26 protein-coding genes and 1 riboswitch are annotated in these 23,847 nt (G+C 29.2%); of the genes, 23 read left to right on the top strand and 3 right to left on the bottom strand.

Annotation, left to right across the window (positions count from 1 at the left end; all coding sequences use genetic code 11):
• Window positions 1–69: 69 nt before the first annotated feature.
• Window positions 70–414, top strand: coding sequence for a poly-gamma-glutamate hydrolase family protein (locus HMPREF2578_RS11080; RefSeq protein WP_141743957.1), 345 nt, complete (start codon window positions 70–72; stop codon window positions 412–414).
• Window positions 415–768: 354 nt separating this feature from the next.
• Here the strand turns inward: HMPREF2578_RS11080 and HMPREF2578_RS10025 are convergent, their stop codons facing one another.
• Window positions 769–2,409: an alpha-keto acid decarboxylase family protein gene (locus tag HMPREF2578_RS10025; protein WP_070508457.1), complete on the bottom strand. Its 1,641-nt coding sequence runs from the start codon at window positions 2,407–2,409 to the stop codon at window positions 769–771.
• A 147-nt stretch (window positions 2,410–2,556) separates the two neighbouring features.
• Here HMPREF2578_RS10025 and HMPREF2578_RS10020 point away from each other — a divergent pair, with 147 nt between their 5' ends.
• The 17 genes from HMPREF2578_RS10020 to HMPREF2578_RS09950 all read left to right on the top strand — a co-directional run bounded on the left by HMPREF2578_RS10020 (window position 2,557) and on the right by HMPREF2578_RS09950 (window position 17,912).
• On the top strand, window positions 2,557–3,012 hold the full coding sequence (locus HMPREF2578_RS10020; RefSeq protein WP_049379406.1) for a MarR family winged helix-turn-helix transcriptional regulator: 456 nt from the start codon (window positions 2,557–2,559) through the stop codon (window positions 3,010–3,012).
• A 73-nt stretch (window positions 3,013–3,085) separates the two neighbouring features.
• Window positions 3,086–3,223, top strand: a complete 138-nt coding sequence (locus HMPREF2578_RS11245; protein WP_019834621.1) for a hypothetical protein — start codon at window positions 3,086–3,088, stop codon at window positions 3,221–3,223.
• Between the two features lie 254 nt (window positions 3,224–3,477).
• Complete coding sequence (locus HMPREF2578_RS10015; RefSeq protein ID WP_002488249.1) at window positions 3,478–4,095, top strand: DUF1361 domain-containing protein; 618 nt, start codon at window positions 3,478–3,480, stop codon at window positions 4,093–4,095.
• On the top strand, window positions 4,092–4,370 hold the full coding sequence (locus HMPREF2578_RS10010) for a hypothetical protein (protein WP_064207116.1): 279 nt from the start codon (window positions 4,092–4,094) through the stop codon (window positions 4,368–4,370). Before HMPREF2578_RS10015 ends, HMPREF2578_RS10010 begins: the two co-directional genes overlap by 4 nt.
• Window positions 4,371–4,530: 160 nt before the next feature.
• Window positions 4,531–4,632, top strand: a complete 102-nt coding sequence (locus HMPREF2578_RS10930; protein ID WP_017175470.1) for an SE2200 family small protein — start codon at window positions 4,531–4,533, stop codon at window positions 4,630–4,632.
• Between the two features lie 367 nt (window positions 4,633–4,999).
• On the top strand, window positions 5,000–5,662 hold the full coding sequence (locus HMPREF2578_RS10005; protein ID WP_070508456.1) for a YveK family protein: 663 nt from the start codon (window positions 5,000–5,002) through the stop codon (window positions 5,660–5,662).
• Between the two features lie 12 nt (window positions 5,663–5,674).
• Complete coding sequence (locus HMPREF2578_RS10000; protein WP_070508455.1) at window positions 5,675–6,382, top strand: polysaccharide biosynthesis tyrosine autokinase; 708 nt, start codon at window positions 5,675–5,677, stop codon at window positions 6,380–6,382.
• A complete protein-coding gene (locus HMPREF2578_RS09995; protein ID WP_070508454.1) occupies window positions 6,379–7,146 on the top strand; it encodes a tyrosine-protein phosphatase in 768 nt (255 codons plus the stop codon). Before HMPREF2578_RS10000 ends, HMPREF2578_RS09995 begins: the two co-directional genes overlap by 4 nt.
• Before the next feature lie 26 nt (window positions 7,147–7,172).
• The gene (locus tag HMPREF2578_RS09990; RefSeq protein WP_070508453.1) at window positions 7,173–8,984 is read left to right on the top strand and encodes a polysaccharide biosynthesis protein; all 1,812 of its coding nucleotides are present in this window, start codon (window positions 7,173–7,175) and stop codon (window positions 8,982–8,984) included.
• A gap of 7 nt (window positions 8,985–8,991) precedes the next feature.
• On the top strand, window positions 8,992–10,179 hold the full coding sequence (locus HMPREF2578_RS09985) for a DegT/DnrJ/EryC1/StrS family aminotransferase (RefSeq protein WP_070508452.1): 1,188 nt from the start codon (window positions 8,992–8,994) through the stop codon (window positions 10,177–10,179).
• Window positions 10,179–11,270 (top strand): ATP-grasp domain-containing protein, encoded by a 1,092-nt coding sequence (locus HMPREF2578_RS09980; protein ID WP_070508451.1) that lies wholly within the window; start codon window positions 10,179–10,181, stop codon window positions 11,268–11,270. The genes HMPREF2578_RS09985 and HMPREF2578_RS09980 overlap by 1 nt, the downstream gene beginning before the upstream one ends.
• Before the next feature lie 7 nt (window positions 11,271–11,277).
• Window positions 11,278–12,168, top strand: coding sequence for an NAD-dependent epimerase/dehydratase family protein (locus HMPREF2578_RS09975; RefSeq protein WP_083294943.1), 891 nt, complete (start codon window positions 11,278–11,280; stop codon window positions 12,166–12,168).
• On the top strand, window positions 12,149–12,736 hold the full coding sequence (locus tag HMPREF2578_RS09970; RefSeq protein ID WP_070508449.1) for a sugar transferase: 588 nt from the start codon (window positions 12,149–12,151) through the stop codon (window positions 12,734–12,736). The genes HMPREF2578_RS09975 and HMPREF2578_RS09970 overlap by 20 nt, the downstream gene beginning before the upstream one ends.
• Window positions 12,737–12,747: 11 nt before the next feature.
• The gene (locus HMPREF2578_RS09965; RefSeq protein WP_070508448.1) at window positions 12,748–14,013 is read left to right on the top strand and encodes a glycosyltransferase; all 1,266 of its coding nucleotides are present in this window, start codon (window positions 12,748–12,750) and stop codon (window positions 14,011–14,013) included.
• A gap of 1 nt (window position 14,014) precedes the next feature.
• Window positions 14,015–15,463: an O-antigen polysaccharide polymerase Wzy family protein gene (locus HMPREF2578_RS09960; RefSeq protein ID WP_070508447.1), complete on the top strand. Its 1,449-nt coding sequence runs from the start codon at window positions 14,015–14,017 to the stop codon at window positions 15,461–15,463.
• Window positions 15,464–16,966, top strand: a complete 1,503-nt coding sequence (locus HMPREF2578_RS09955) for a lipopolysaccharide biosynthesis protein (RefSeq protein WP_070508446.1) — start codon at window positions 15,464–15,466, stop codon at window positions 16,964–16,966.
• A gap of 13 nt (window positions 16,967–16,979) precedes the next feature.
• Window positions 16,980–17,912 (top strand): LCP family protein, encoded by a 933-nt coding sequence (locus tag HMPREF2578_RS09950; protein ID WP_176743759.1) that lies wholly within the window; start codon window positions 16,980–16,982, stop codon window positions 17,910–17,912.
• Window positions 17,913–17,969: 57 nt separating this feature from the next.
• On the opposite strand, the gene HMPREF2578_RS09945 is transcribed toward HMPREF2578_RS09950, so the two are convergent.
• Together HMPREF2578_RS09945 and HMPREF2578_RS09940 are read right to left on the bottom strand one after the other, a co-directional pair.
• Window positions 17,970–18,893, bottom strand: a complete 924-nt coding sequence (locus HMPREF2578_RS09945) for an NAD-dependent epimerase/dehydratase family protein (RefSeq protein WP_070508445.1) — start codon at window positions 18,891–18,893, stop codon at window positions 17,970–17,972.
• A 133-nt stretch (window positions 18,894–19,026) separates the two neighbouring features.
• On the bottom strand, window positions 19,027–20,496 hold the full coding sequence (locus tag HMPREF2578_RS09940) for an alkaline phosphatase (protein WP_070508444.1): 1,470 nt from the start codon (window positions 20,494–20,496) through the stop codon (window positions 19,027–19,029).
• 208 nt (window positions 20,497–20,704) lie between these two features.
• A riboswitch (SAM riboswitch) is annotated at window positions 20,705–20,805 on the top strand.
• A gap of 70 nt (window positions 20,806–20,875) precedes the next feature.
• On the opposite strand from HMPREF2578_RS09940, the gene HMPREF2578_RS11200 reads away from it, so the two are divergent.
• The 5 genes from HMPREF2578_RS11200 to HMPREF2578_RS09925 all read left to right on the top strand — a co-directional run bounded on the left by HMPREF2578_RS11200 (window position 20,876) and on the right by HMPREF2578_RS09925 (window position 23,846).
• A complete protein-coding gene (locus HMPREF2578_RS11200; RefSeq protein WP_176743758.1) occupies window positions 20,876–21,049 on the top strand; it encodes a hypothetical protein in 174 nt (57 codons plus the stop codon).
• A 168-nt stretch (window positions 21,050–21,217) separates the two neighbouring features.
• A complete protein-coding gene (locus HMPREF2578_RS11195; protein ID WP_176743757.1) occupies window positions 21,218–21,385 on the top strand; it encodes a hypothetical protein in 168 nt (55 codons plus the stop codon).
• 12 nt (window positions 21,386–21,397) lie between these two features.
• Entirely contained in the window at window positions 21,398–22,063 is a 666-nt protein-coding gene (locus HMPREF2578_RS09935; RefSeq protein ID WP_070508443.1) for a response regulator transcription factor, read from the top strand.
• Window positions 22,064–22,068: 5 nt separating this feature from the next.
• Window positions 22,069–22,965, top strand: a complete 897-nt coding sequence (locus HMPREF2578_RS09930; RefSeq protein ID WP_070508442.1) for a sensor histidine kinase — start codon at window positions 22,069–22,071, stop codon at window positions 22,963–22,965.
• 131 nt (window positions 22,966–23,096) lie between these two features.
• The gene (locus HMPREF2578_RS09925) at window positions 23,097–23,846 is read left to right on the top strand and encodes an ABC transporter ATP-binding protein (RefSeq protein WP_070508441.1); all 750 of its coding nucleotides are present in this window, start codon (window positions 23,097–23,099) and stop codon (window positions 23,844–23,846) included.
• Window position 23,847: the final 1 nt, after the last annotated feature.

Below are 23,847 nucleotides of genomic sequence, written 5' to 3'. Positions count from 1 at the left end.
TGTTTATTCATTTAGAGCCTTCTAAATCGGTAAAACCAGAAGTTACGCTTAAATCTATGATACAATTATTTGCGTATACTAAAAAAGGTAAAGATTGGAAGAAAGAGAAATAGTAATGTTATTATTGTTGCACTGCATGGCGGTAATCTTGAAAAAGGGACCACAGAATTAACTAAACTTGTAGCTCATCCTCATCGTTACAATTATTATTATTTTACTGTATTAAATCATACGAAGCCTGAGAGGTTTCATGTCGCATCGTCACATTATAATGATCAAACATTACCAAACATGTTGAAATCAAAAGATGTTGCATTTTCTATTCATTGGGCAAAAGGTAATGAATATGTCATATACTTAGGTGGTTTAGATACACCACTTAAACAATTCATTAAACATGAGCTTTTGAAATAACATTTTGTAGTCAAACCTTCCTCAACCTATCTCGGTGGGAACTTAAAAGAAAATTCTATAAATAGAGATTTTAAACATAAAGGTGTACAACTTGAATGATCTACTGAATTTTGACAATCACTTTTCATTAATGAAAATATGTCTGCAACCTCACGCAAAAATAAAAGCAATTGGTCTCCAGTGATGTATAAATTGCACATACCATCGCTCAAGCCATCAAATATGTTGATACATCGCGAAAAGGTAGAAAATTGTAAATGAAAAAAGTTTATAAAAAAGAGCGACTGTACATGTGTAAATGACACATACAGTCGCTTTTGATTTATTTATATAAAAGCTTTTCTGTTATACAGTTTATTTATTTTGATTTGCAAAAGCTTTGGAAATATCTCGCAATGTTTGAGGTGCGTCATCCCACTTCATTGTCACTTCAGTGAAGTGCATGTGTTCTTGATCTTCGTTTATTTCATCGAAGACAGCCTTTAAATCTTTTGAAGTTTTAACATCATGAATTTTCACGCTATCTCCACCAAATACGTTTGGTAATGCTTTGTAATCCCACATGTTGATATCATTATAGGGCTCTTCCATACCATGAATGAGACGTTCAACAGTATAACCATCATTATTAATTAAGAAAATCACAGGTTTAATATCTTGGCGAATCATCGTTGATAACTCTTGAACAGTTAATTGGAATGACCCATCACCAATTAATAAGATATTACGACGGTGTGGATTAGCTAATTGGGAACCTAATGTAGCTGGTAATGTGTAACCAATTGAACCCCATAAAGGTTGACCAATAAATGACATATTTTTAGGTAAAGTTAAACTGTAAGCCCCAAAGAAGGATGTTCCCTGTTCTGCGATTAATATATCATCGCCACCAATAAAGTCTTGCATCATTTTAAAGTAAATATCTTGAGTTAACATATCATAAGTTAATTCATAGTCATTTGATTCTGGTTGTTGGTAAGAAGGAAATGAAGATTTATTTGTATAATCTATCGTATTTAACGCTTCTAAGAATTCAGGCAATGCAATTTCTGTATCAATCGTATCGTTTAATTTGAATAGGCGATGGTTAATCATGACCACTTCGTTAATATCAAATTGATATGAAAAGCCTGCAGTGGCTGAATCAGTTAATTTGGCACCAATATTTAAAATAGCATCGCTATGATTGACATAGTCTTTAATGTCATCTTTAGCAATTTTCCCATCATAAATACCCATATAGTGTGGGTTTTCTTCATTAAATGCCCCTTTACCTAACGATAATTGAACAACTGGAATATTCGTTTTATTGACAAATTCTTCTAATTCATCATGTAGATGAAAACTATTGATTTCATGACCTGCAATAATTAATGGTTGTTGAGCTGAACGTAATTTATCAGCCACCATATCTACATATTGAGTTACATCTTGTTGAGGTGCGTTTTCAACTTTGAATGGTTGTTCAACTTCAATGTCTGACATAGCCACATCAATAGGTAAGTGAATGTGTACTGGACGACGTTCTTGAAGCGCTGCATTGATTACTCTAGGAATTTCAGTTGTTGCATTTTCAGGCGTGATATAGGCTTGTGCTGTTGTAATCGGTTCAAACATATGTCGATAACTATCAAAGCGTCCTTCACCTAAAGAGTGATGCACATATTTGCCTGCCTTTTCAACAGCTCTTGTTGGTGCACCTGTGATAGCAATGACGGGTACACGTTCTGCATATGACCCCGCAATACCATTGACGGCACTTAATTCTCCAACGCCGAATGTTGTTACGAGTACGCCTAGTCCGTTCATACGTGCGTAACCATCAGCTGTATAAGCACCATTTAGTTCATTCGTTGTTCCAACCCATTCAACGCCTTCATGACTGACGATGTCATCTAAAAATGCTAGGTTAAAATCTCCTGGAACACCAAATATTTTATTAACTCCTGCTTCATGTACTGCGTCCATTAAATATTGTCCTACACGTTGTTTCATATTCAATTCCACCTTTGTATTGCTTTTGTTTACATATATAGGATAAGCCTGGTTATAAATAAAGTCAACATTATTGACCTTTTGATGAAAATCGTTAGAAAATTTACTATAATGATTAATAATGACTTTGAAAAGGAACGAGTGAATATGGATCGAAATAAAAATGATTATGAGCATATGCTATTTTATTTCGCTTATAAAACGTTTGTGACGACTGCAGATGAAATTATCGAAAAATATGGTATGAGTCGACAACACCATCGCTTTTTATTTTTTATCAATAAATTGCCTGGTATTACGATTAAGCAGTTACTAAACACGTTAGAAATATCAAAGCAAGGGTCTCACGCGACATTGAAGAAGTTAAAAGAAGAAGGCTTAATCATTGAACAACAATCTGAAGAAGATCGCAGAGTAAAACAATTATTTCCAACACCTAAAGGAAGTAAATTAGTAGAGAAATTAAATAAAGCACAAGATGAATTAATGCAACAAACGTTCCAAAAAGTTGGAAAAGATTGGTATGCGATCATGGAAGAATTATCGAATTATCGTGAAGGGTTTCAAGATATTAAACATTTAAAAGATGAAAAAGAATCATAAAAAAGAAGCTAAACGGATGTACATCGACAGTTCAGCTGTTTCTATACAATTTTAAGGAAAAAATATACTGTCTATGATCAATAAAGATGAAAAGTTAATTCAACTTATTTCAAAAGAATTAAAGATATTTACATTTAATGTACAACGTACGATAGGATATTTGACTGTAATAAAACCAAATAATATTGCAGATTACAATATAAAATGTTAAGGGGTCAATTAGAATTAACACTAGATCTTCGAAAATCATTTTTTAGTAATGGTGATGATTCGTCAAAAGCACGTAAAAATGAAAAAATTGGACATCAACAATGGATCATTTTGCGATAGCCATAAATAATGCAATTCGAAAGTATATGTTTTAATATAGAAGAGGTTAGAGTAAAGTAGAATGTTAAGATATCACATGTTAGCGTTTTAATTTTCTAACCTTATTTCATTTATAGAAAGAAAGTAGTGTAAAATGTGGCACCACGTTATATCGCAAGAATTTATTTTATAGTGCTTTTTATTATTTCATTGTTTGTACCGCGAATACTTAACTTTATGACATTAAATCTATTCTTAGCCTATATTCCTCTAGAGCTTTGCTTGCTTTTAAAGTTATTTAAACCAAAGGAAACTAAAGAGTGGCCTTTATTTATTGTATTTGCACTTATTTTTATACTATTGGTTCCCAATACGTTCTATATGGTTACAGACTTAATCCATCTTAATAATTTTAAATTCGACTTCTTAGTCAGTTTAAATTTAATTGAATGGTTTGCGTTTGCGTATTTACTGGCAGGTGTCTTTTTTGCAATCTATTGTATGATCTTTATATTTATCAGCTTAGAACATTTTACTTCTAATATATGGTTTAATCGATGCTTAGTACTGAGTTTAATGTTTCTAAATGGGATAGGCATATATGTAGGACGTTTTTTAAGATTCCATACAGTTTATCTGATTACACGACCATTAACGATTACGCATCAAGTGTTTGATGCTATCGATTTAAAAAGTGTTATTTTTATTATGCTTATGGTATTATTACAAGCCATTCTTATATTATTTGTGAAAGGAGTACGATTAATAAAATGATTCGAATACTACTCCTCTTAGTCATTGTGATTATATTACAAGTAATAATTAAGCATTTTCTTAGTGACATAGAGTTAGATTCAAAGTATAAAAATATGATTACTTATGTACCATTAGGTTTGGGATTGTTTTTTGTTCAAAATGTATATTATGAACGTCAGTATCCACATTGGGAAGTACCACTTAAAGAAAAGCTGAATTTAAAATATATCTATCTTCTGACTTTCTTAGAGTTTGTTGCGATATATATTTGTGTATTTGTGATGAAAAATTAAATATGTTGTTAATCCCTTCTCTAAAATGACATAAATATAACGCAATTTGTTCAATTGACTTTAAAAATAATACCAAATGAGTGTATAATAGATTTAGTCTAGACTTGTTTTTTGACAAAACAAATCTAATGTACGCTAAAAATTAAAAGGAGTGACAATAATGAAAAAACTTTTAGTTACAACGATTATTGGTTTTGTAGGCTATATTGCTTTCAAAAAATATCAAAACAAAGTAAACGAAATGCCAAATATTGAATATTAATAAATGAAGCCAAGAGGTTTTCTTCAAAGAAAATCTCTTGGCTTTTTATATATCTTTAATATACATAAAAATTATTAAATTTTAATAAATGAAGTTGAATATAACTTATTTAATGCGAATTAAATCATTACTGAGGACAAATAATGTCTGATTTATAATATATAATAGTTTTAATTGTCAAGAAAAATACAATCATTCATATGATACTTACATCATATTAAATATTTATTTAAATTAAAATTATAATATGGAACGTAATAATTTATTTAAAAATTATGAAAAAATAGAAAAAATACTTTTATATAATATTGTAAAAAGTTTTTTAAAAATATAAAATGATTAATGAACATAAAAAATGGAGGATGTTATGGAAAATACAATTGAGTTTTCAAGAATAATACAGTTGATAAAGAAAAATTTATGGCTAATTGTTTTATTACCTATTATTTTTCTACTAGTAAGTGCTATACTTTCTTTCTTTTTGATTCAGCCTAAGTACCAAGCATCTACACAGGTATTAGTTAACCAGAAGAAAGAAGAAAAAAATGTAGCTGTACAAGAAGTTCAAGGGAATATTCAGTTAGTTAATACATATTCTGAAATTTTAAAGAGCCCACGAATTTTGGATAAAGTTTCGAAAGACGATAATAAATATTCTAGTGAAGAATTAAATGAAATGGTTAACATTAAAACACAAGCTAATTCCCAAATACTTAACATTAATGTTACAAGTCATGATAAGAAAGAATCTGAAAAAATAGCGAATAAAATAGCTAATGTTTTCAAGAATGATATGCCAGAAATTATGAACGTCGACAATGTCTCAATTCTGTCAAAAGCTAATGGAACGAGTGAAAAAATTTCACCTAAAATATCTATGAATCTGATAATCGGTTTAATTGTTGGATTAGCATTAGCGATTCTTATTGTCGCTTTAAAAGAAATATTAGATAAACGTATTAAGTCAGAGGAAGATGTGGAAAGAGAACTAGAGGTACCTGTATTAGGTTCTATTCCAAAACTAAAATAAGGAGAAAGATTTATGGCTAAGCGAAAAAAAGAGAAAAGAAAGGCTTTAAATACACCTTTGTATGTTGAAGATAAACCTAAGTCGATTGTGAGTGAGAAATTAAGAGGTATACGTTCTAATATTATGTTCTCAAATGCTGAAGAAATTAAAAGTGTATTGATTACTTCAGAAAAACCGGGAGCTGGGAAAAGTATTGTGTCTGCAAATATTGCGATTACTTATGCGCAAGCGGGATATAAAACATTGATTATCGATGGAGATATGCGTAAACCTACGCAACATTATCACTTTCAAGAGTCAAATTATGATGGGTTATCAAATTTAATTATTGGTAACTCAGATTATGATAAATCAATTCGATCAACAAGGGTGAAGAATTTAGATTTATTGACATCTGGTCCTATTCCACCAAATCCTTCAGAGTTAATAGCTTCTGAAAGGTTTAAAAAGATTTTTGAACATTTACAAAAGGAATACGATTTTATTTTAATTGATACGCCACCAATCATTTCTGTTACAGATGCACAAGTATTTTTACAATATGTGCCAAATTGTGTGTTAATTATTGATGCTCAGAAAAACAATCGAAATGAAGTTAAAAAGGCTAAACAACTCGTTGAACAGGCAGACGGACACGTTATTGGTGCAATTTTAAATAAGACGGCTCAAGAAAAATCTTCTAATTATTATTATTATTATGGAGAGAATTCTAAGTCATGATAGATATACATAATCATATTCTTATTGGTTTAGATGACGGATCAAAAAGTAAAGAAGAGACACTTGCCTTATTAAAGCAAGCTAAAGATGAAGGGGTTACAGATATTATTGCTACTCCTCATCATTTAAGTCCACAATTTGATAATTATTATGAAGACATCGTACCAAAAATGGATGAAGTATTGAGTATCGATGAATTTAAAGATATAGGAATTAATATCTATCCTGGACAAGAGGTAAGAATAAGTGACCAAATTTTACCACAACTAGAGAATAACCAAATTATTGGTTTGAATCATTCTAAGTACTTACTCATCGAATTACCATCAGGACACGTGCCTCATTATACTGGACGTTTATTCTTTGAATTACAATCGAAAGGCTACGTGCCAATCATTGCGCATCCTGAACGAAATAAAGAAATTAGTGCCAATTTAGATGTTCTTTACGAATTAATTAATGCAGGAGCGTTAAGTCAGTTAACAACGGCTTCACTAATGGGGCATCATGGGAAGAAGACGCAAAAAAAATGTATAGATATGATTGAAAATAACTTAACACATTTTGTTGCCTCAGATGCACACCATGTGGAAAAAAGACCTTTCATTATGAATCGTCTTTTTGAAGAAAGAAAGTTGAAAAAATATCATGAAGATATTCATAATTTAATGAATAATGCGAAATTTATTATAGATAATGAAGATGTACCAAAAAAACAGCCAACTCAAGAATATACACAGAAACGATTTTTTAATTTATTTTAATCGATAGCTAAGCGGGGGAAGTTAAGTTGGATAAATTAAGTGCAAGAGGACGGCTTTTAACCTTAATTATTATAGATTCAATTATTGTAACGTTATCTGTTTTTATATGTTACAGCATATTAGAGCCATATTTTGAAGGCTATTCAAAGAAAATTTTAATATTCACTTCAATTATATTATTGATTTCACATCACGTATTTGCATACATATTTAACCTTTATCATCGCGCTTGGGAATATGCGAGTGTGAATGAATTATTGATTATCGTTGAAGCGGTAACATGTTCAATTGTTGCCACAATAATTATTGTACCTCTTTTTACAGGGCATCCACCATTTTTTAGATTGTATTTAATCACATGGATGATGCACCTGATTCTTATAGGAGGATCGAGAATTTCATGGAGAATCGCACGTGGTTTTTTAGTAGGAAAACGGAAAAAGAAAAAACCAACACTAATTGTAGGCGCAGGTCGCGGTGGATCACTATTAATAAGACAAATGTTACGAAGTCCCGATATGGGATTAGAACCTGTCTTAGCTGTAGATGATGATCTACAAAAACGTAATTTAACGATTACGAGCGGTGTAAAAGTTCAAGGGACAATAAAAGATATTCCTAATCTAGTGGAAAAATACCGTATTAAAAGAATTATCATTGCTATACCTACGCTTTCACCAGCTAGATTGAAAGAAATTACTGATCTATGTAACAGTACTGGGGTTGATATCTTCAAAATGCCAAGTATAGAGTCTGTATTATCTGGAGAATTAGAGGTTAACCAATTAAAACGTGTAGAAGTTGAAGATTTACTAGGAAGAGAACCAGTAGAGTTAGATATGGCCATGATTTCAAGAGAACTAACGCATAAAACAATATTAGTCACTGGAGCCGGAGGATCTATAGGATCTGAAATATGTCGTCAAGTATGTAAATTCGAACCAGAAAGAATGATATTACTTGGACACGGTGAAAATAGTATTTATTTAATTCATCAAGAGCTAACGAAATCGTATAAAGATAAAATTGAAATTATTCCAGTCATTGCAGATGTACAAGATGGAGAACGTATTCAAGATATTGTTGATAAGTATCATCCATATGCGATTTATCATGCAGCTGCTCATAAACATGTGCCACTTATGGAATATAACCCTACTGAAGCATTCAAAAACAATGTACTTGGAACAAGAAACGTAGCAACAGCAGCTAAAAAAACTGGTGTGAGAAAATTTGTAATGATTTCAACAGATAAAGCGGTTAACCCACCTAATGTCATGGGTGCATCTAAACGTATGGCTGAAATGGTCGTACAAAGTCTCAATGATGAAAATAGTAAGACAGATTTTGTAGCTGTGCGATTTGGAAATGTTTTAGGTTCAAGAGGATCTGTCATTCCATTATTTAAAAAACAAATTGCAGCTGGAGGACCTGTCACAGTGACGCATCCAGATATGACACGATACTTTATGACGATTCCTGAAGCCTCAAGACTGGTACTTCAAGCAGGAGCATTAGCACAAGGTGGAGAGGTATTTGTATTAGATATGGGAGAACCAGTAAAGATAGTTGATTTAGCGAGAAATTTAATCCGATTAAGCGGTAAGTCTGAAAATGAAATTAAAATTGAATTTTCAGGAATTCGCCCAGGTGAAAAATTATATGAAGAATTGTTAAACGAAGACGAGATACATCCTGAACAAGTTTATGAAAAAATTTATATAGGAAAAGTCAGAAATTTTTCAAAAAAAGAAGTAAATATAATTATAAATGATTTAGAAAGTGAATTTAGTAAAGATAAAATAATTGAATTTGTGAATAAAAAGAAAGGAATGTGATTAAAAAATGAATATCCCTTTTAGTCCACCATATATCTCTGAACAAGCTGTTGAACAAGTGAATAAAGTTTTAAGAAGCGGATGGATAACAACTGGACCTAAAGTAAAAGAATTTGAAGATAGAATAACAAATTATATTTGGTCTAAAGGTACTGTAGTGATGAGTTCTGCTACTGCAGCTTTAGAAATGTGTTTAAGAATCCTAAATATAGGTCCGGGAGATGAAGTTATTACAAGTGCATATACGTATACAGCATCTGCTTCAGTTATTAATCATGTAGGAGCGAAAATAATATTAGTTGATGTAGATGAAAATTTAGAAATGAATTATGAAAAACTTTCAAAGTTAATAAATAAGAATACAAAAGCAATAATACCTGTAGATATAGCTGGAAAAATATGTAACTATGAAAAGTTGAAAACATTAGTTAATGAAAAAAAAGAAATATTCACGCCTAATAATGAATTAGCAAAAAAAATAAATAGAATAGCAATAATTGGAGATGGCGCACATTCTTTTGGAGCAATTAAAGATAAAAAAAGAAGTGGGAAATTTGCTGATTTTACTTGCTTTTCATTTCATGCAGTTAAAAATTTGACAACTGCAGAAGGTGGAGCTGTTACTTGGATTATTGATGATGAATCTATAGAGAAAACATTTAAACAGATGATACTACATGGGCAATCTAAAGATGCTTTTTCAAAAATGAAAAAAGGAAATTGGGAATATGATATAACTACATTAGGTTATAAATCGAATATGACAGATATACAAGCTGCAATAGGATTAACTCAACTTTCTGAATATGAAGAAAATTTAAAAAAGCGTCATGAAATTATAAAATTTTATGAATCTGAATTGGATTCACAATATATTAAAACTCTAAAACATAATGGCGAATATTTTACTTCAAGTGGCCATTTGTATATTACGTGGGTGAAAAATGCTACTGAAGAGCAAAGAAATAAAATTATTGATGAACTTGCTAAACTAGGCATTTCAACAAATGTTCACTATAAGCCATTACCAATGCATACAGCATATATAAATTATGGTTTCGATATTTTAAATTTTCCAATAGCTTATAAAATGTATGAGAATGAAATCACTTTGCCATTGTATCCTCAATTAACTAATACAGAAATAAGATATATAGTAGATAAGTATAATGAAATATGTAAGGAGATTCTTTGATGACAAAAGTTTTAATATTAGGTGTCGCACCAGTTCAAGAAGATGCAATTACAAAATTGAAGAAATTAAATATAGAAACTCATGCAATTGCAATGGAAAATGATGGTCCAGGTGCAAAAAGTGCAGATTATTTTAAAAAAATAAATATTATTGAACAAGACAAAGTTGAAAAATATATTATCGATAATGAAATTGATGTGGTTTATTCAATTGGTTCAGATATAGCTATGCCTGAAGTATCAAAAATTTCACATAATCTAGATTTACCTCATTTTGTTTCTTATTCAACAGCATATAATTGTAATCATAAAGAGCAAATGAGAAAAATAACAAAAGGATTAATAGGTTCGGTAGATTTCAAAGAAATTAATGATGAAAATGAGAAATTTCAATTAAACTATCCTCTCTTCGTCAAACCTACTGATAGTCAAGGGCAAAGGGGTATTTCATTTGTAGAAAATGAATCAACACTTAAATCAGCTATAAAAAAGGCAATTAGCTATTCAAGAGAAAAAAAAGCAATTATCGAAAAATATGTGGATGGCTATGAAATTTCTGTTAATGGTTATATGGTTGATAATGTTCTAGAATTTTGTATTATTTCTGAAAGGGTAACTTGGAATGAATATCCTGGATTAATTCACAAGCATAGAATTATAGATCAAACACAATTTCCTCAAAAAAAAATAAAAAAAGTTTTAAATGAATTTGCAACAAAGCTCTCTATTAATAATGGACCTATATATGCTCAAATGAAAGTAGAAAATGGTGAGCCATATATTATTGAAATCACACCACGTTTAGATGGATGTCATATGCATAAAGTGATTAAATATAGCACAGGGATTGATTTACTTCGAATAACTTTAAATCATTTAATTTATAAAAAGATTCCGAAATTTGAATATAACAATATTAAAAATGTTACTCTTGAATTCATATGTGAACATCCGAATCAGAAAATTGATTATAGCAAACTTCCTAAAATAAATGAATATTTAGAGAAATATTATTATTATAATCAAAATGATTTAATACGCCCAGTTAACGGCGTTTACGATAAGGTAGGTTACTATATATATAATGAATAGGGAGTGAATGTTTATGACCGTAATCATAACTGGAGGTACGGGATTATTAGGTAGGTATCTTGAAAAAGAATTAAAAAAGCAAAATATTAATTATAAAATTCTTTCGAGAAATCCTCACAGAAATCAAATATTATGTGATTACAGTTTTAAAATGTTAAATGAAATTCTTAAAGATGGGGATATTTTAGTACATTTAGCAGGAAGTAGAAATCCTGGTAATTCCTTAGAGGATTTTGAACAAGAGCAAAATATTTTTAGAAGTATTTTAAATATAACTAATTTATACAATTACAAAAAAGTTATTCTTGCATCATCTATATCTGTATATTCAGAAGAAGAATTGTTGCCGTGGTCAGAAGAAAACGCTACGCAACCTAAAAGTTATTATGGATTAAATAAATTATTGTTAGAAAACGAAGGAAGAATTTTTAGTAATAAATATAAGTTAAATTTAATATCTTTAAGATTTTCTCATCTATATGGGTTTAATGAAAAAAATAATTATATGATAAATTATTTTTTGAGATTAGCTTTTAATAAAAAGAAACTTACTGTTACAGGTATGAGTAACAAAAAAAGAGAACTTTTATATGCTAAAGATGCAGCTTTAGCGATTATCAAAGTAATGGAGAATAATTTGAAAGATGAAACACTTAATATAAAAGGCGCTGAAATATTAAGTAATATTGAAATCGCAGAAAAGATTAATAAAGTATTTAATAATAATAAATTGGAACATGTAGATAAGCAGATACCAGATAAATTTAATAGTTCATTCATGGATGGGCATAGAGCCTTAGAATGTATTAACTATTCTCCTCAATATACTTTCGAAGAAGGTCTTCAAGAAATATTGTTAGAAATGGAAGGATTAAATTATGTACCAGAAAAATATTAAAAGGGTTATAGACCTATTTATAAGTTTGTTACTACTACCTATATTAATCATATTTGTTTTACCTGTTGGAATTGCTATTAAGTTAAATGACAAAGGAAAAATTTTCTATAATGGAAAACGATTAGGAAAAAATTTGAAAGAATTTAAAATGTTTAAATTTAGATCAATGAAAGAAAATTCTGTTGATAAAAGAAATGCAGATGGTAGTACTTACAATAGTAGTAATGATACTAGAGTAACAAAAGTTGGGAAAATACTTAGAAGAACTAGTATTGATGAAATACCTCAAGTTATAAATGTTTTAAGAGGAGAAATGTCCTTTGTCGGCCCAAGACCTAGTCCTTTAGGAAATATAGAAAAGTATCCTAGATATTATTTCAAAAAATTTGAGGTTTCCCCTGGAGTTACAGGTTTATGTCAAGCGTTATTACGTAATAATGCGACTCAAGAACAACGAATGCAATTAGATACTTTTTATGCTGAAAATATAAGCTTTAAATTAGATATATTTATTATATATAATACTATTTTTACGGTTTTATTCCAAAAAAATATACATCGTAATTAGAGGTGATTTTAATGAAAAAACAATTAATATTAATTACGAATTATTATCCTTTTTATAAAGGGGAGGAGTATTTAGAAAGTGAAATTAATTATTTAGCAGAGAAATTCGATGAAATTTATATTATTCCTACAATGATAAATAATAAAATGAATGTTACTAGAATATTACCTCAAAATGCAAAGTTAATTAATTTAAAATCTCCCCAAAGTAAAATAAACAAAATTTTAAATATGATTAAGAACTCTAGAGAAGTTTTATTCAAAACAAAAAATCTTAAAAAAATTATTAAAGGTACTAAATTCAATATATATAAAATAGTTTATAATTTATATATAGAAACAAGAACTATTGAAATATATAAGAATCTTTTAGCTTTACAAAAAATACCTAAAAATTCGTCGGAAGGACAAATATATATATATTCTTATTGGTTTTATGTAACTGCTAATTTAGCTATTAAAATAAAAAATGAATTTTATAATGATCAAAAAATACCTATTATAAGTAGAGGTCACGGTTATGATATTAATGATTATTTAAAGCCATTTAGTTTTTTACCACTAAGAGAATATTTGTTAGATGGAGTTGATAGACTTTATACGGTTTCTAACCAAAGCAAGAACTATTTAAAAAATAAGTTTCCATCTTATTCAAATAAAATTGAAATGGAACGTTTAGGAGTTCAAAGTAGTTTGCAAGATGAAAAAATCAATAATTTAAAGATTATTGTAAGTTGTTCTACTATTCGTAAATTAAAAAGGCTAGATATAATAATTGACGCATTGTCAAGAATAGAAGATTGTAATTTTAAGTGGATACATATTGGTGATGGTGAATCGTACGAAAAAATTAGTAATTATGCTAAAGAAAAACTTGAAGAAAATCAATTTCAATTTGTCGGTAGACTCGAAAACAATGAGGTTTTAAACTTTTATAAAGAAGTATCTCCACATTGTTTTATAAATATGTCAGATTCAGAAGGCGTACCAGTTTCTATCATGGAAGCTATGGCTTATAGTATTCCCGTGATTGCTTCAAATGTTGGAGGAACAAAAGAAATAGTTAATAACAATAATGGATTTCTTATTGATAATTATGAAAATGTTGATCTAGTTGCAACCAAAATCAAAAAAATATTAACAATGGATCAAGAACAATATTTAACTTTAAAAAATAATGCTTATAATACATGGAAAAATGAATGGAATGCTTCTTTAGTTTATAAAAAGTTTGCGAATAATATTGTAAATATGTTTGACAAGAGAAGTGGTGACTAAATTGAATTTAATTGTTAGATTTGGTCTAATATTGCTAGGTGTTATTTTTTTATTTACTGGCTTCTGCTTAAATGAAGGAATATTTATTTTTTATTCATTATTAATACAACTGTTTCATAATATATTATATGGACTAGAACACTTTCACAAAAGAAGTATTTTTTTAATATTTAATGTAACATTTTTTATTTTTTTAATAGGTAGACTTTTTGTAACTTATTTTTTCAATTATAAGAATGAAGCAGAAATACTGGGATTAAATTTTAACGATCAACAAATAATTCAAATGGTATTTATTATTATATATATAAGTCTGTTAAGTCTATTTATTGGTTTTAGTATTAATAATAAATCATTGAATCAATATTTTAATGTACAAAATATTACGATTCAAAATGTTGATTCAATACGTTTAGCAAGCTTAGTGATATTTTTAATTTCATTTGTTATGCGTATTTTGTATTGGATAGATGCTATTAAAAGTTCGAACTCAGTTGGATATTATGAGTATTTTTCAAATTTTGAATCATCTTTACCTGGAGGAGCTGTCGCTATTAGTAGAATGATGCCTGTATCATTTTTTATGTATCTATCAACTTTACCTAAAAGAAAATCTTTATATTTTCCAGTGTTTTTATATTTGATAGAGGGTATGGTAGCGATGTTAACAGGTTCCAGATCAGGCTTTATGCTTAACCTATTAATAATTTTAATATATATGATTATGAGATCATATCGAAATAAAAAAGTTTGTGGAAAGTATTGGTTTGGTAAAACCTCTATATTCTTAAGTATAATACTTGTCCCCTTTTTATTAATTTTGTTAAATTTAGTTGAAATAAAGAGAAATAAAAATATTAATGTAACTGAGGGATTTTGGAATTCTTTATTAGAATTTTTCTATGCTCAAGGAGTAAGTGTAAATGTTATTGGATATACAATTTCTCTCTCTGAACAAATTCCTAATAAAACATACTCCATAGGACCAATAATTGAATTTATTAAATATAACATTTTAGGAACATTGTTCGGAAGTCAAGGTGCTTGGAAAGGTCAAAGTATTGAAAGAGCAATGGAAGGTTATCAATATACTCATACTATATCCTATTTAATCATGCCAGATTTATATTTAAAAGGAGTTGGATATGGTTCTAGTTATGTTGCTGAATTATTTCATGACTTGGGATTTATTGGATTGATAATTGGTGGCATTTTAACAGGTTACTTGATACAAGTATTTTCAAAAATGATGGGAAGTAAAAATTTTTATTTAATTTTTTTAAGCTTAATTATAACAAGAAGTTTATTTTTTATACCAAGAGCTAGTTGGGTGGCTTATGTTGTAGATACTTTCACACCAATAAATATAATTTCTTTTATTGTTATCATAATATTTAGTACTATTCTTTCTAAATTTATGGATAATGCGAAAATAGGTAGGCGAAATTAATTGAATCAAATTAAAGGCGGAGCTTTATTATCATACATTTCTATATTTGGAAATATTTTAGTTGCAATTTTTTATACTCCTTTTTTTATAAGAACAATGGGAACAGAAGGTTATGGTATATATAATCTCGCAATATCATTTTTAGGAATTATTAGTATACTTGACTTAAGTTTTGGTAACACAATTGCCAAATACATATCTCATAATAAAATATTTGGTAATAGAACTACTGAAAGTAATTTATTAGGAAATATTATGTGGATGTATTTTTACTTGACTATTATTACTTTTATAATTGGCATCATAATATATTTTAATTTAGATAAATTATTTTACTCTAGCTTATCTAAAAAAGAATTTAGCGATTTAAAGATAATGATAGTTCTATTACTGATATACACGTTAATTTCCTTTTATCCTGGAATGTTTAATGGGATATTACAAGCATATGAATATTTTATTATTACTAAAGGTATTTTATTAATGAGAGTTATATTACCAGCGCTAGTGTCTACACCATTTTTATTACTAGGGTTCGGAGGTATAACTGTGATAATAATTACGTTAACTATCCATGTATTAGGTTTAATAGTGGGGATGATTTTATGTTTTAAAAAAACTAAAGTAAGAATCAACTTTAGAAAAAATTGGCGTTTAAAATCGTTATATAAAAATAAAGAATTAAATAAATATTTAATAATTATGTTATTATCCATTGCAGTTGAACAAATTACTTTAAATACAGGACAGATAATTCTCGGTATTACCTCGGGAACAGTAGCTGTAGCGATTTATGTTATAGCTATTCAATTCACAAAAATTTATCAGCAATTTGCTACATCTATTTATAATATTACTTTTCCAATGTTAAATAGATTGGTTAACAATAAATCTTCAAATTTAGTTATATTATCAGAAGTTATTAAAATTAGTAGAACGCAGTTGATTGTATTATTACTTATATTTAGTGGTTTTTTTGTTTTTGGTAAAGAATTTGTCGTGATATGGGCAGGAAATAATTTTGAGCCTGCTTATTATATGACTATAATATTAATGTTTTCAATAACATTTCAGTTATGCCAATTACCAGCGGTGAGTATTTTGCAAGCAAAAAGCTTACAAAAATTTAGATTGATCCTATTAATTTTAAATTTACTTTTATCTATAATAATTTCATTCGTAGTTTCTTATTACTATAAAGGAATTGGAGTAACCATAGTAATAAGCTTATTTAGTTATATTGCTTATACTATAATAATGAATTTTTATTATCATAATAAATTAAAATTAGATATGAAAATATTTTGGAAAGAAATGTTTAAAATATATTTACCTAACATTATTTTAATGATTATATTTAAATATATATATGAAAAATTTAATTATTATGATATAAAATTTTTATTTTTATTTATAATTATATATTCTGTATTATATGCAATTATATGTTGGACGTTTATTTTAAATAAAGAAGAAAAATATTATTTATTTAAAAGAAACTAGTGGAGATGAAAAAATGATGAAATTTAATAAAATTTACTCATTACTTATATTTGGTTTCATTTTAAGCATTCTATTGATTATAGGGTTAAGTTTTAAAAAATTTATATCATTAAATAATTCTATTAATCGCCCTCTGGATAGAAATCACTCACAATTAAGACAAAAAAGTTTAAAAGATGGTGATCCAATGACCGTTGTGTTATATGGTATTGACGATGATGCACAACGACACCAAGAAAATTTAGGACAACGTAGTGATTCTATTGTGTTAATGTCGATTAATCCAAAAGATAACAAGACAGTCATGGTAAGTGTACCACGTGATACAAGAACTGAAATTGTGGGTCACAATTCAACGGAGAAAATCAATCATGCTTATGCGTATGGTGGCCCTAAAATGGCAGTCAATTCGCTTGAAAAATTAATGGATGTACCTGTTGATCACTATATTGCAATAAACATGGATGGGGTAAAAACCGTTGTAGATGAAATCGGTGGCGTGGATATCACAAGTGATGCAACGTTTACGACAAAATCAACTACACCGTTTCATTTCGAAAAAGGTAAGCAATATCACATGGATGGTAAGCAAGCTTTAGCATACATGCGTGCGCGTAAAGAAGAAGGCGCTGGCGGTGATGGTGGACGTCAATTACGTCAACAACAAGTCATTACTTCAGTTGCGAAAGAAGCGTTCTCAATGAATTCAGTAACAAAATTAAACAGTATATTTAAAGCAGCACAAGATAATTTAAGAACAGATTTAAGTTTTATCGAATTAAATAAATTTAGATCTGATTATAATAAAGCTGATAATAATGTAGAACGTTTAATCATTGATGGTCAAGATGACAAAGGTGACGACGGATTGTACTATTTCTATCCCAATAAAGATAGCTTAAATGAAGTAAAACAAAAATTAAAAGATAATTTAGAAATAAAATAATAAGAATGCCTTTTATCTATCTGTTTTTGATAAAAGGCATTCTTATTTTTATTTTAATTAATTTCTTAAATATTCTCTAATACCATCTTTTATAGAAAAATTAGGATTAAATCCTAATTTTTTTAATGGAGAAATTTCTGCATATGAATGTTTAATATCTCCAATTCTTTTTTTCTCATATTTATATGGTATTGAATAACCAAAGTTATCTTTAAAAATAGTAAATATTTCATTTAAACTAGTTTGTTTACCAGTTCCAAGGTTATAAACTTTGCCATTTGTTTCTTTACTATTAATAACTAACCAAACTGCATCAACCAAGTCATTTATATATACAAAGTCTCTAGTTTGTTCGCCGTCACCGAAAAATGTGAAAGGTTCTTTTTTTATAAATTTTTGATTTAATATAGAAAGAACCCCAGAATAATCTGAATTAGGATTTTGTTTTGGACCATAAATATTAAAAAATCTCATCGAAACAGTAGGAACATTGTATAAATCAAAATAAATTTTTGCGTATCTTTCACTTGAATATTTTTGTATAGCATAAGGTGAAAGTGGATCGATTTTTGAATTAATTGATTTAGGTAAATCCTCTAATTGACCATAAATAGCTGCTGAAGATGCAAAGAAAAATTTTTTAAAATTAGGAATATAATTTTTTATAGCGTCCAATAAATTAACACTAGCAACTATATTATCTTGATTTGATTGTATTGGTTTTTCAATGGTTTCAACAACGCTTACCATTGCTGCTAAATGAAGAATATAATCATATTGTTCCTTTTTTAAAAGTTGAGTCATAAATTCTAAGTCATTTATGTCATGATGAAAGAAACAATCTTTTTTTAAAAAACTAATGTTTTCTAATTTACCTGTTGATAAGTTATCTACTATATGTACATCGATATTATTATCTAAAAATTTTTTTGCTAAATGTGAGCCTATAAAACCAGCCCCTCCAGTAATTAATGCTTTCATAAAGTCCTCCTAGTAAAAATTAAAATATATAATACACCTATTATACTATAATTTTTAATAAGTATTTATGTAAACAAACCCCAGTTAAATAAACTGAGGTTTGTTATATAAATACAATACTTTTTATTAATTGTTAGTCTTGGTTAGACGTGACATCTTGACTAAAGAAGTCGAAGATATTTTTGGCACTATCTGTGTTATCAATGTTACCACGGAATTTATCAGCACCTGGACCATATGCATAAGTATTTACATCTTCACCAGTGTGACCATATGTTGTCCAACCAGTATGAGATGCATCGTTAATTGGTTTTTGAATTGCATCTTGTAATTGAGTTGTTGCTTCTGCAATTTTTGGATCATCGTCATTTTTAGCTTTATCTTTAACGTCTTTTAATTCTTTCGCTGCATCTTTAACTTTATCTAATTGTTTTTTAGGGAAGTCGACACCATAACCTTCATTGATCACTGTTTCAGGGTCTTTACCTTTAGCAATTTGTTCAGTCATGTAACTGCCAGAATGTTTCATTTTATGAATAGCGTCTGGATTCCATACATAATCTTTGCCTTTAGCGATGGATAAACCGCCAGTTGAGTGGTCAGCAGTTGCGACAACTAATGTATCTTTATGATTTTTTGCATAGTCGATAGCGTTTTGGAATGCTTTATCGAAACCGCTCATTTCTGACATGACACCAGTGATATCATTAGGATGACCAGATTTATCAATTGAAGCGCCTTCTACCATTAAGAAGAATCCTTTATCATTTTTTTCTAATTTAGATAATGCACTCTCTTCCATATCTGCTAATAATGGATTTTGTTGTGGTGCATCAATTTGTAACGGCATATTTTTCTCAGCGAATAAACCTAATACTTGGTCACTTTTTGAGTTAGCTAAGTCAGTCTTATTGGTTACATAGTCGTACCCATCTTTTTGAAATTTCTCAGTTAAATGACCATTTTCTTTACCGAAGTATTTAGAGCCTCCACCTAAAAGAACGTCTACTTTATGTTGGCCATTAATTTTATCATTATAAAATTGTTGTGCAATCTCATCTTTTTTATCACGATCATCTACATGTGCCGCATACACAGCTGGGGTTGCATCAGTGACTTCTGCTGTTGTCACTAAACCAGTTGATTTGCCTTGTTCTTTAGCATATTCTAATACTGACTTTAAAGGTTTTTTATCATTATCTACAGAGATTGAACCATTATATGTTTTATGACCTGTAGCGAAAGCTGTGCCACCTGCAGCTGAGTCAGTGACATTTTCTTTAGGATCGTTAGGATTAGTACGGTTAGTTCCTTTTAAATATTTATCAAAAGCAGTTTGATCTAATTCTTTGGTATTAGGATTATCTGCATAATAACGGTAAGCTGAATTATAAGAAGGACCCATACCATCTCCAACCATGAAAATCACATTTTTAGGATTTTTAGTGTTACCGATGGCCATGTAATCGCCATTTTGACCTTGTTGATCTTGAGCACCTTGTCCAGCACCAGATGCGAATGACACATGTGTTGTACCTAATACTGAAGCAGCTAGAATTGAAGTTGCTACTGTGGTTTTTCCAAATTTATTGATGAAACGCATTATTAAAAAAGCCCCCTAATATGTAAAATATAGATTACTTACATCTTTATATTAAGAAACTTTATTTGATTTGAAGTAAGTATTTAGTAAACTTTAGTTTAAGGTATTGTAAAAAATTATTAACTTATCATATTCTATGATTTGATAAATTAATTTAATATAAAGAATTGAAAATATTTGTTATAATAGTATTAAATAAAATAGTTTGATTTTATTAAGAGTAAGTGGAGGGAATTGGCCCTATGAAACTTCAGCAACTGCGCTTTGCGTGAGGTGCTACATCCAACAGGATTTCCTGAAAGATAAGAAGATGTCGACAAGCGCTTCTTATTTAAGGAGGGCTATTTTATTTACCCAAATTAAAAAAGGTGGTAAACATATGACAACATTACAAGAACTATTTAAAGAATTAGATAATTGGGAACAGCACAGTCCTAAAAGTTGGGCAGGAAGTATGGGAAGAACAGCAAAAATCAATGATATCAAAAGACAAATTAAAGAAGCGATCACCATAAAAGATATTAGAAAGTATATTTTAAATAAAGAAGATTAAAAGTAAAAGAAGCATGGGAGTGAGACGGCGTATTCAAAATGAATTCGAATCTCGCTCCTTACTTTTTTATGAAACAGTTAATCTCGAACATATTCAATTTAAAGAAAAAGCGTTAAAATAAAGTTAAAGAAATCATGTCATGAATAAATATATAGAGGTGAATCAATAATGATATTCGTAATGTTATCTCCTTTACTGATAGTTGTATTTATCGCATTATCTATTATGGAAGAAAGAAAACGTAAGAAAAAAACGAAATATAAAGAAAATAAATTTGAACAAGAAAAAAATAAAATGTCTAATCCTAATGACAATAATGATCATGACGCAAAATAAAGGATGAAAAAAATGAAAGTATTGATTGTCGAAGATGATGTCGTCATTGCAGAAAGTCTAGGAAATGAACTCTCACATTGGAACTATGAAGTGAGTATTGCTAAGCAGTTTGATAATATTCTTGAAGAATTTAAAACTGCAGAACCTGAACTTGTGTTATTAGATATTAATTTACCTACATTTAATGGTTATCATTGGTGCCAAGAGATACGTAAAGTATCTAATGTCCCAATTATTTTCATTAGTTCGCGTACTGACAATATGGATCAAATTATGGCAATTCAAATGGGTGGAGATGACTTTATTGAAAAGCCATTTAATTTGTCACTTACTATAGCGAAAATTCAAGCATTGCTACGTAGAACATATGATTTAACGGTTTCAAATAATGAGATTACTGTTAAAGGGTGTAAACTTGTTGTTGATGAAGCCACACTATACTACAACAATGACTCTGTACAACTTTCGTTTACTGAACTACAAATTTTGAATAAATTATTTCAAAATGAAGGGAAATATGTCAATCGTACAGCAATTATTGAAAAATGTTGGGAATCAGAGAATTTTATTGATGATAATACGTTAGCAGTAAATATGACACGCCTACGTAAAAAGCTGCAATCTATCGGTATTGTTGATTTCATTGAGACAAAGAAAAATGTAGGGTATAAGGTGTAAATAGTATGTTAAAAGCGTTTATAAAATCGATACGTCATCAAATTATGATAGTAGCTTTATTTCTATTACTTTTCTTGATGATTTTCTTTCTTTTTAATTTGCTTTTCAATGCCTTCTTTCTAGGTATGGCAATTATTCTTTTCATAATGATTATTTTTTGGTTGATTCAACTTAGTGGATTTCAAGAAGCAGTGTCTTTAAAAGAAGAAGTTGCTGACTTAGAAGATGAATTACAACGTGTAAAAAATGAACAAGCTGCATACCAAGTCAACGTTGAGAACTATTTTTTAACATGGGTGCATCAAATGAAGACACCTATTACCGCTTCAAAACTCCTTCTAGAAAGAAATGAAGATAATGTAGTAAATCGTGTGCGTCAAGAAATTATACAAATTGATAACTATACGAGTCTTGCACTCAGCTATTTAAAATTGATGAATCAAGAAACGGATATGTCCTTTTCAAAAGTGACCATTAACGATCTCGTTAAACCGCTTATTATGAAATATTCGATTCAATTCATCGATCAAAAAACAACTATTCATTACACACGTTGTGAAGATGAAGTACTGACTGATGTTCAATGGTGTACGATCATGATAGAACAAATTCTTAATAATGCTTTGAAATATGCAAGAGGTAAAGATATTTGGATTACGTTTAACAACGAAAATCATGTGCTATCTATACGAGATAACGGTGTAGGAATTAGTAAAGCCGATCTTCCCAAAATTTTCGATAAAGGGTACTCAGGCTATAACGGAAGACTTCATCAACATTCAAGTGGCATCGGATTATTTATTGTTAAACATATATCGGCACATTTACATCATAAAGTAGAAGTATATTCAACGCTCCATGAAGGAACTACATTTGACATACATTTCCCAGAAAATAATTAAACTTTCAATAATGTAAGGATAGCTAGTAACATTTTTAAGAAATGATTAATGTTACTGGTTTCTTTTTGTTTTATGATAGAAGTAAGTGATAAATTAAAGAGTTTAATAAAAAGAAAGGAAGCATGGATATCATGTTGTTAGACGTGAATAATGTAAAAAAAATATTTGGAAGAGGCCTGAATGCTACGACCGCATTAAATGGCATGTCATTTAATGTGGATAGGGGTGAATTTGTAGCGATTATGGGTGAATCTGGATCTGGGAAGTCCACTTTACTTAATTTAATTGCAACTTATGATAAAGCTACTGAAGGTACGATAACGATTGACGCGCAAAATATCCGTCAATTGCGTAATAAAGAAATCGCTTATTTCCGTCGAGACCATTTAGGTTTTGTTTTTCAGGATTTTAACATTTTACCGACGATGACAAATAAAGATAATATCTTAATGCCACTTGTACTTGCGAATCGCTCACATCAAACGATGCGTCATCGTCTTTATCGCTTAAGTTATCAGTTACATATTGAACCACTTCTTAATAAATATCCTTTTGAAATATCAGGAGGCGAACAACAACGCGTGGCTATCTGTCGAGCACTGATTAATGAACCAGATTTGTTACTCGCAGATGAGCCTACAGGTGCACTTGATTCCAAAACTTCTAAAACGATTATGGAACTATTTAGAGACATTAATAAAAATAAGCAAACCATTTTAATGGTGACACATTCGGCTGTGGATGCTTCCTATGCCAAACGTATTTTATTCATTAAAGATGGCCGTTTATATCATGAAATTTATCGTGGGGAGGAACTACAATCAGAGTTTCAAAAACGTATTGCTGATAGTTTAGCAATGCTTCACGAAAGTGGTGATTAAA

This window comes from Staphylococcus sp. HMSC072H03, assembly GCF_001809305.1.
In the GTDB taxonomy this organism is placed as follows: Bacteria; Bacillota; Bacilli; order Staphylococcales; family Staphylococcaceae; genus Staphylococcus; species Staphylococcus hominis.
Note: the sequence above shows the minus strand (reverse complement) of the source record. Positions and strands in the feature narration are given on the sequence as shown.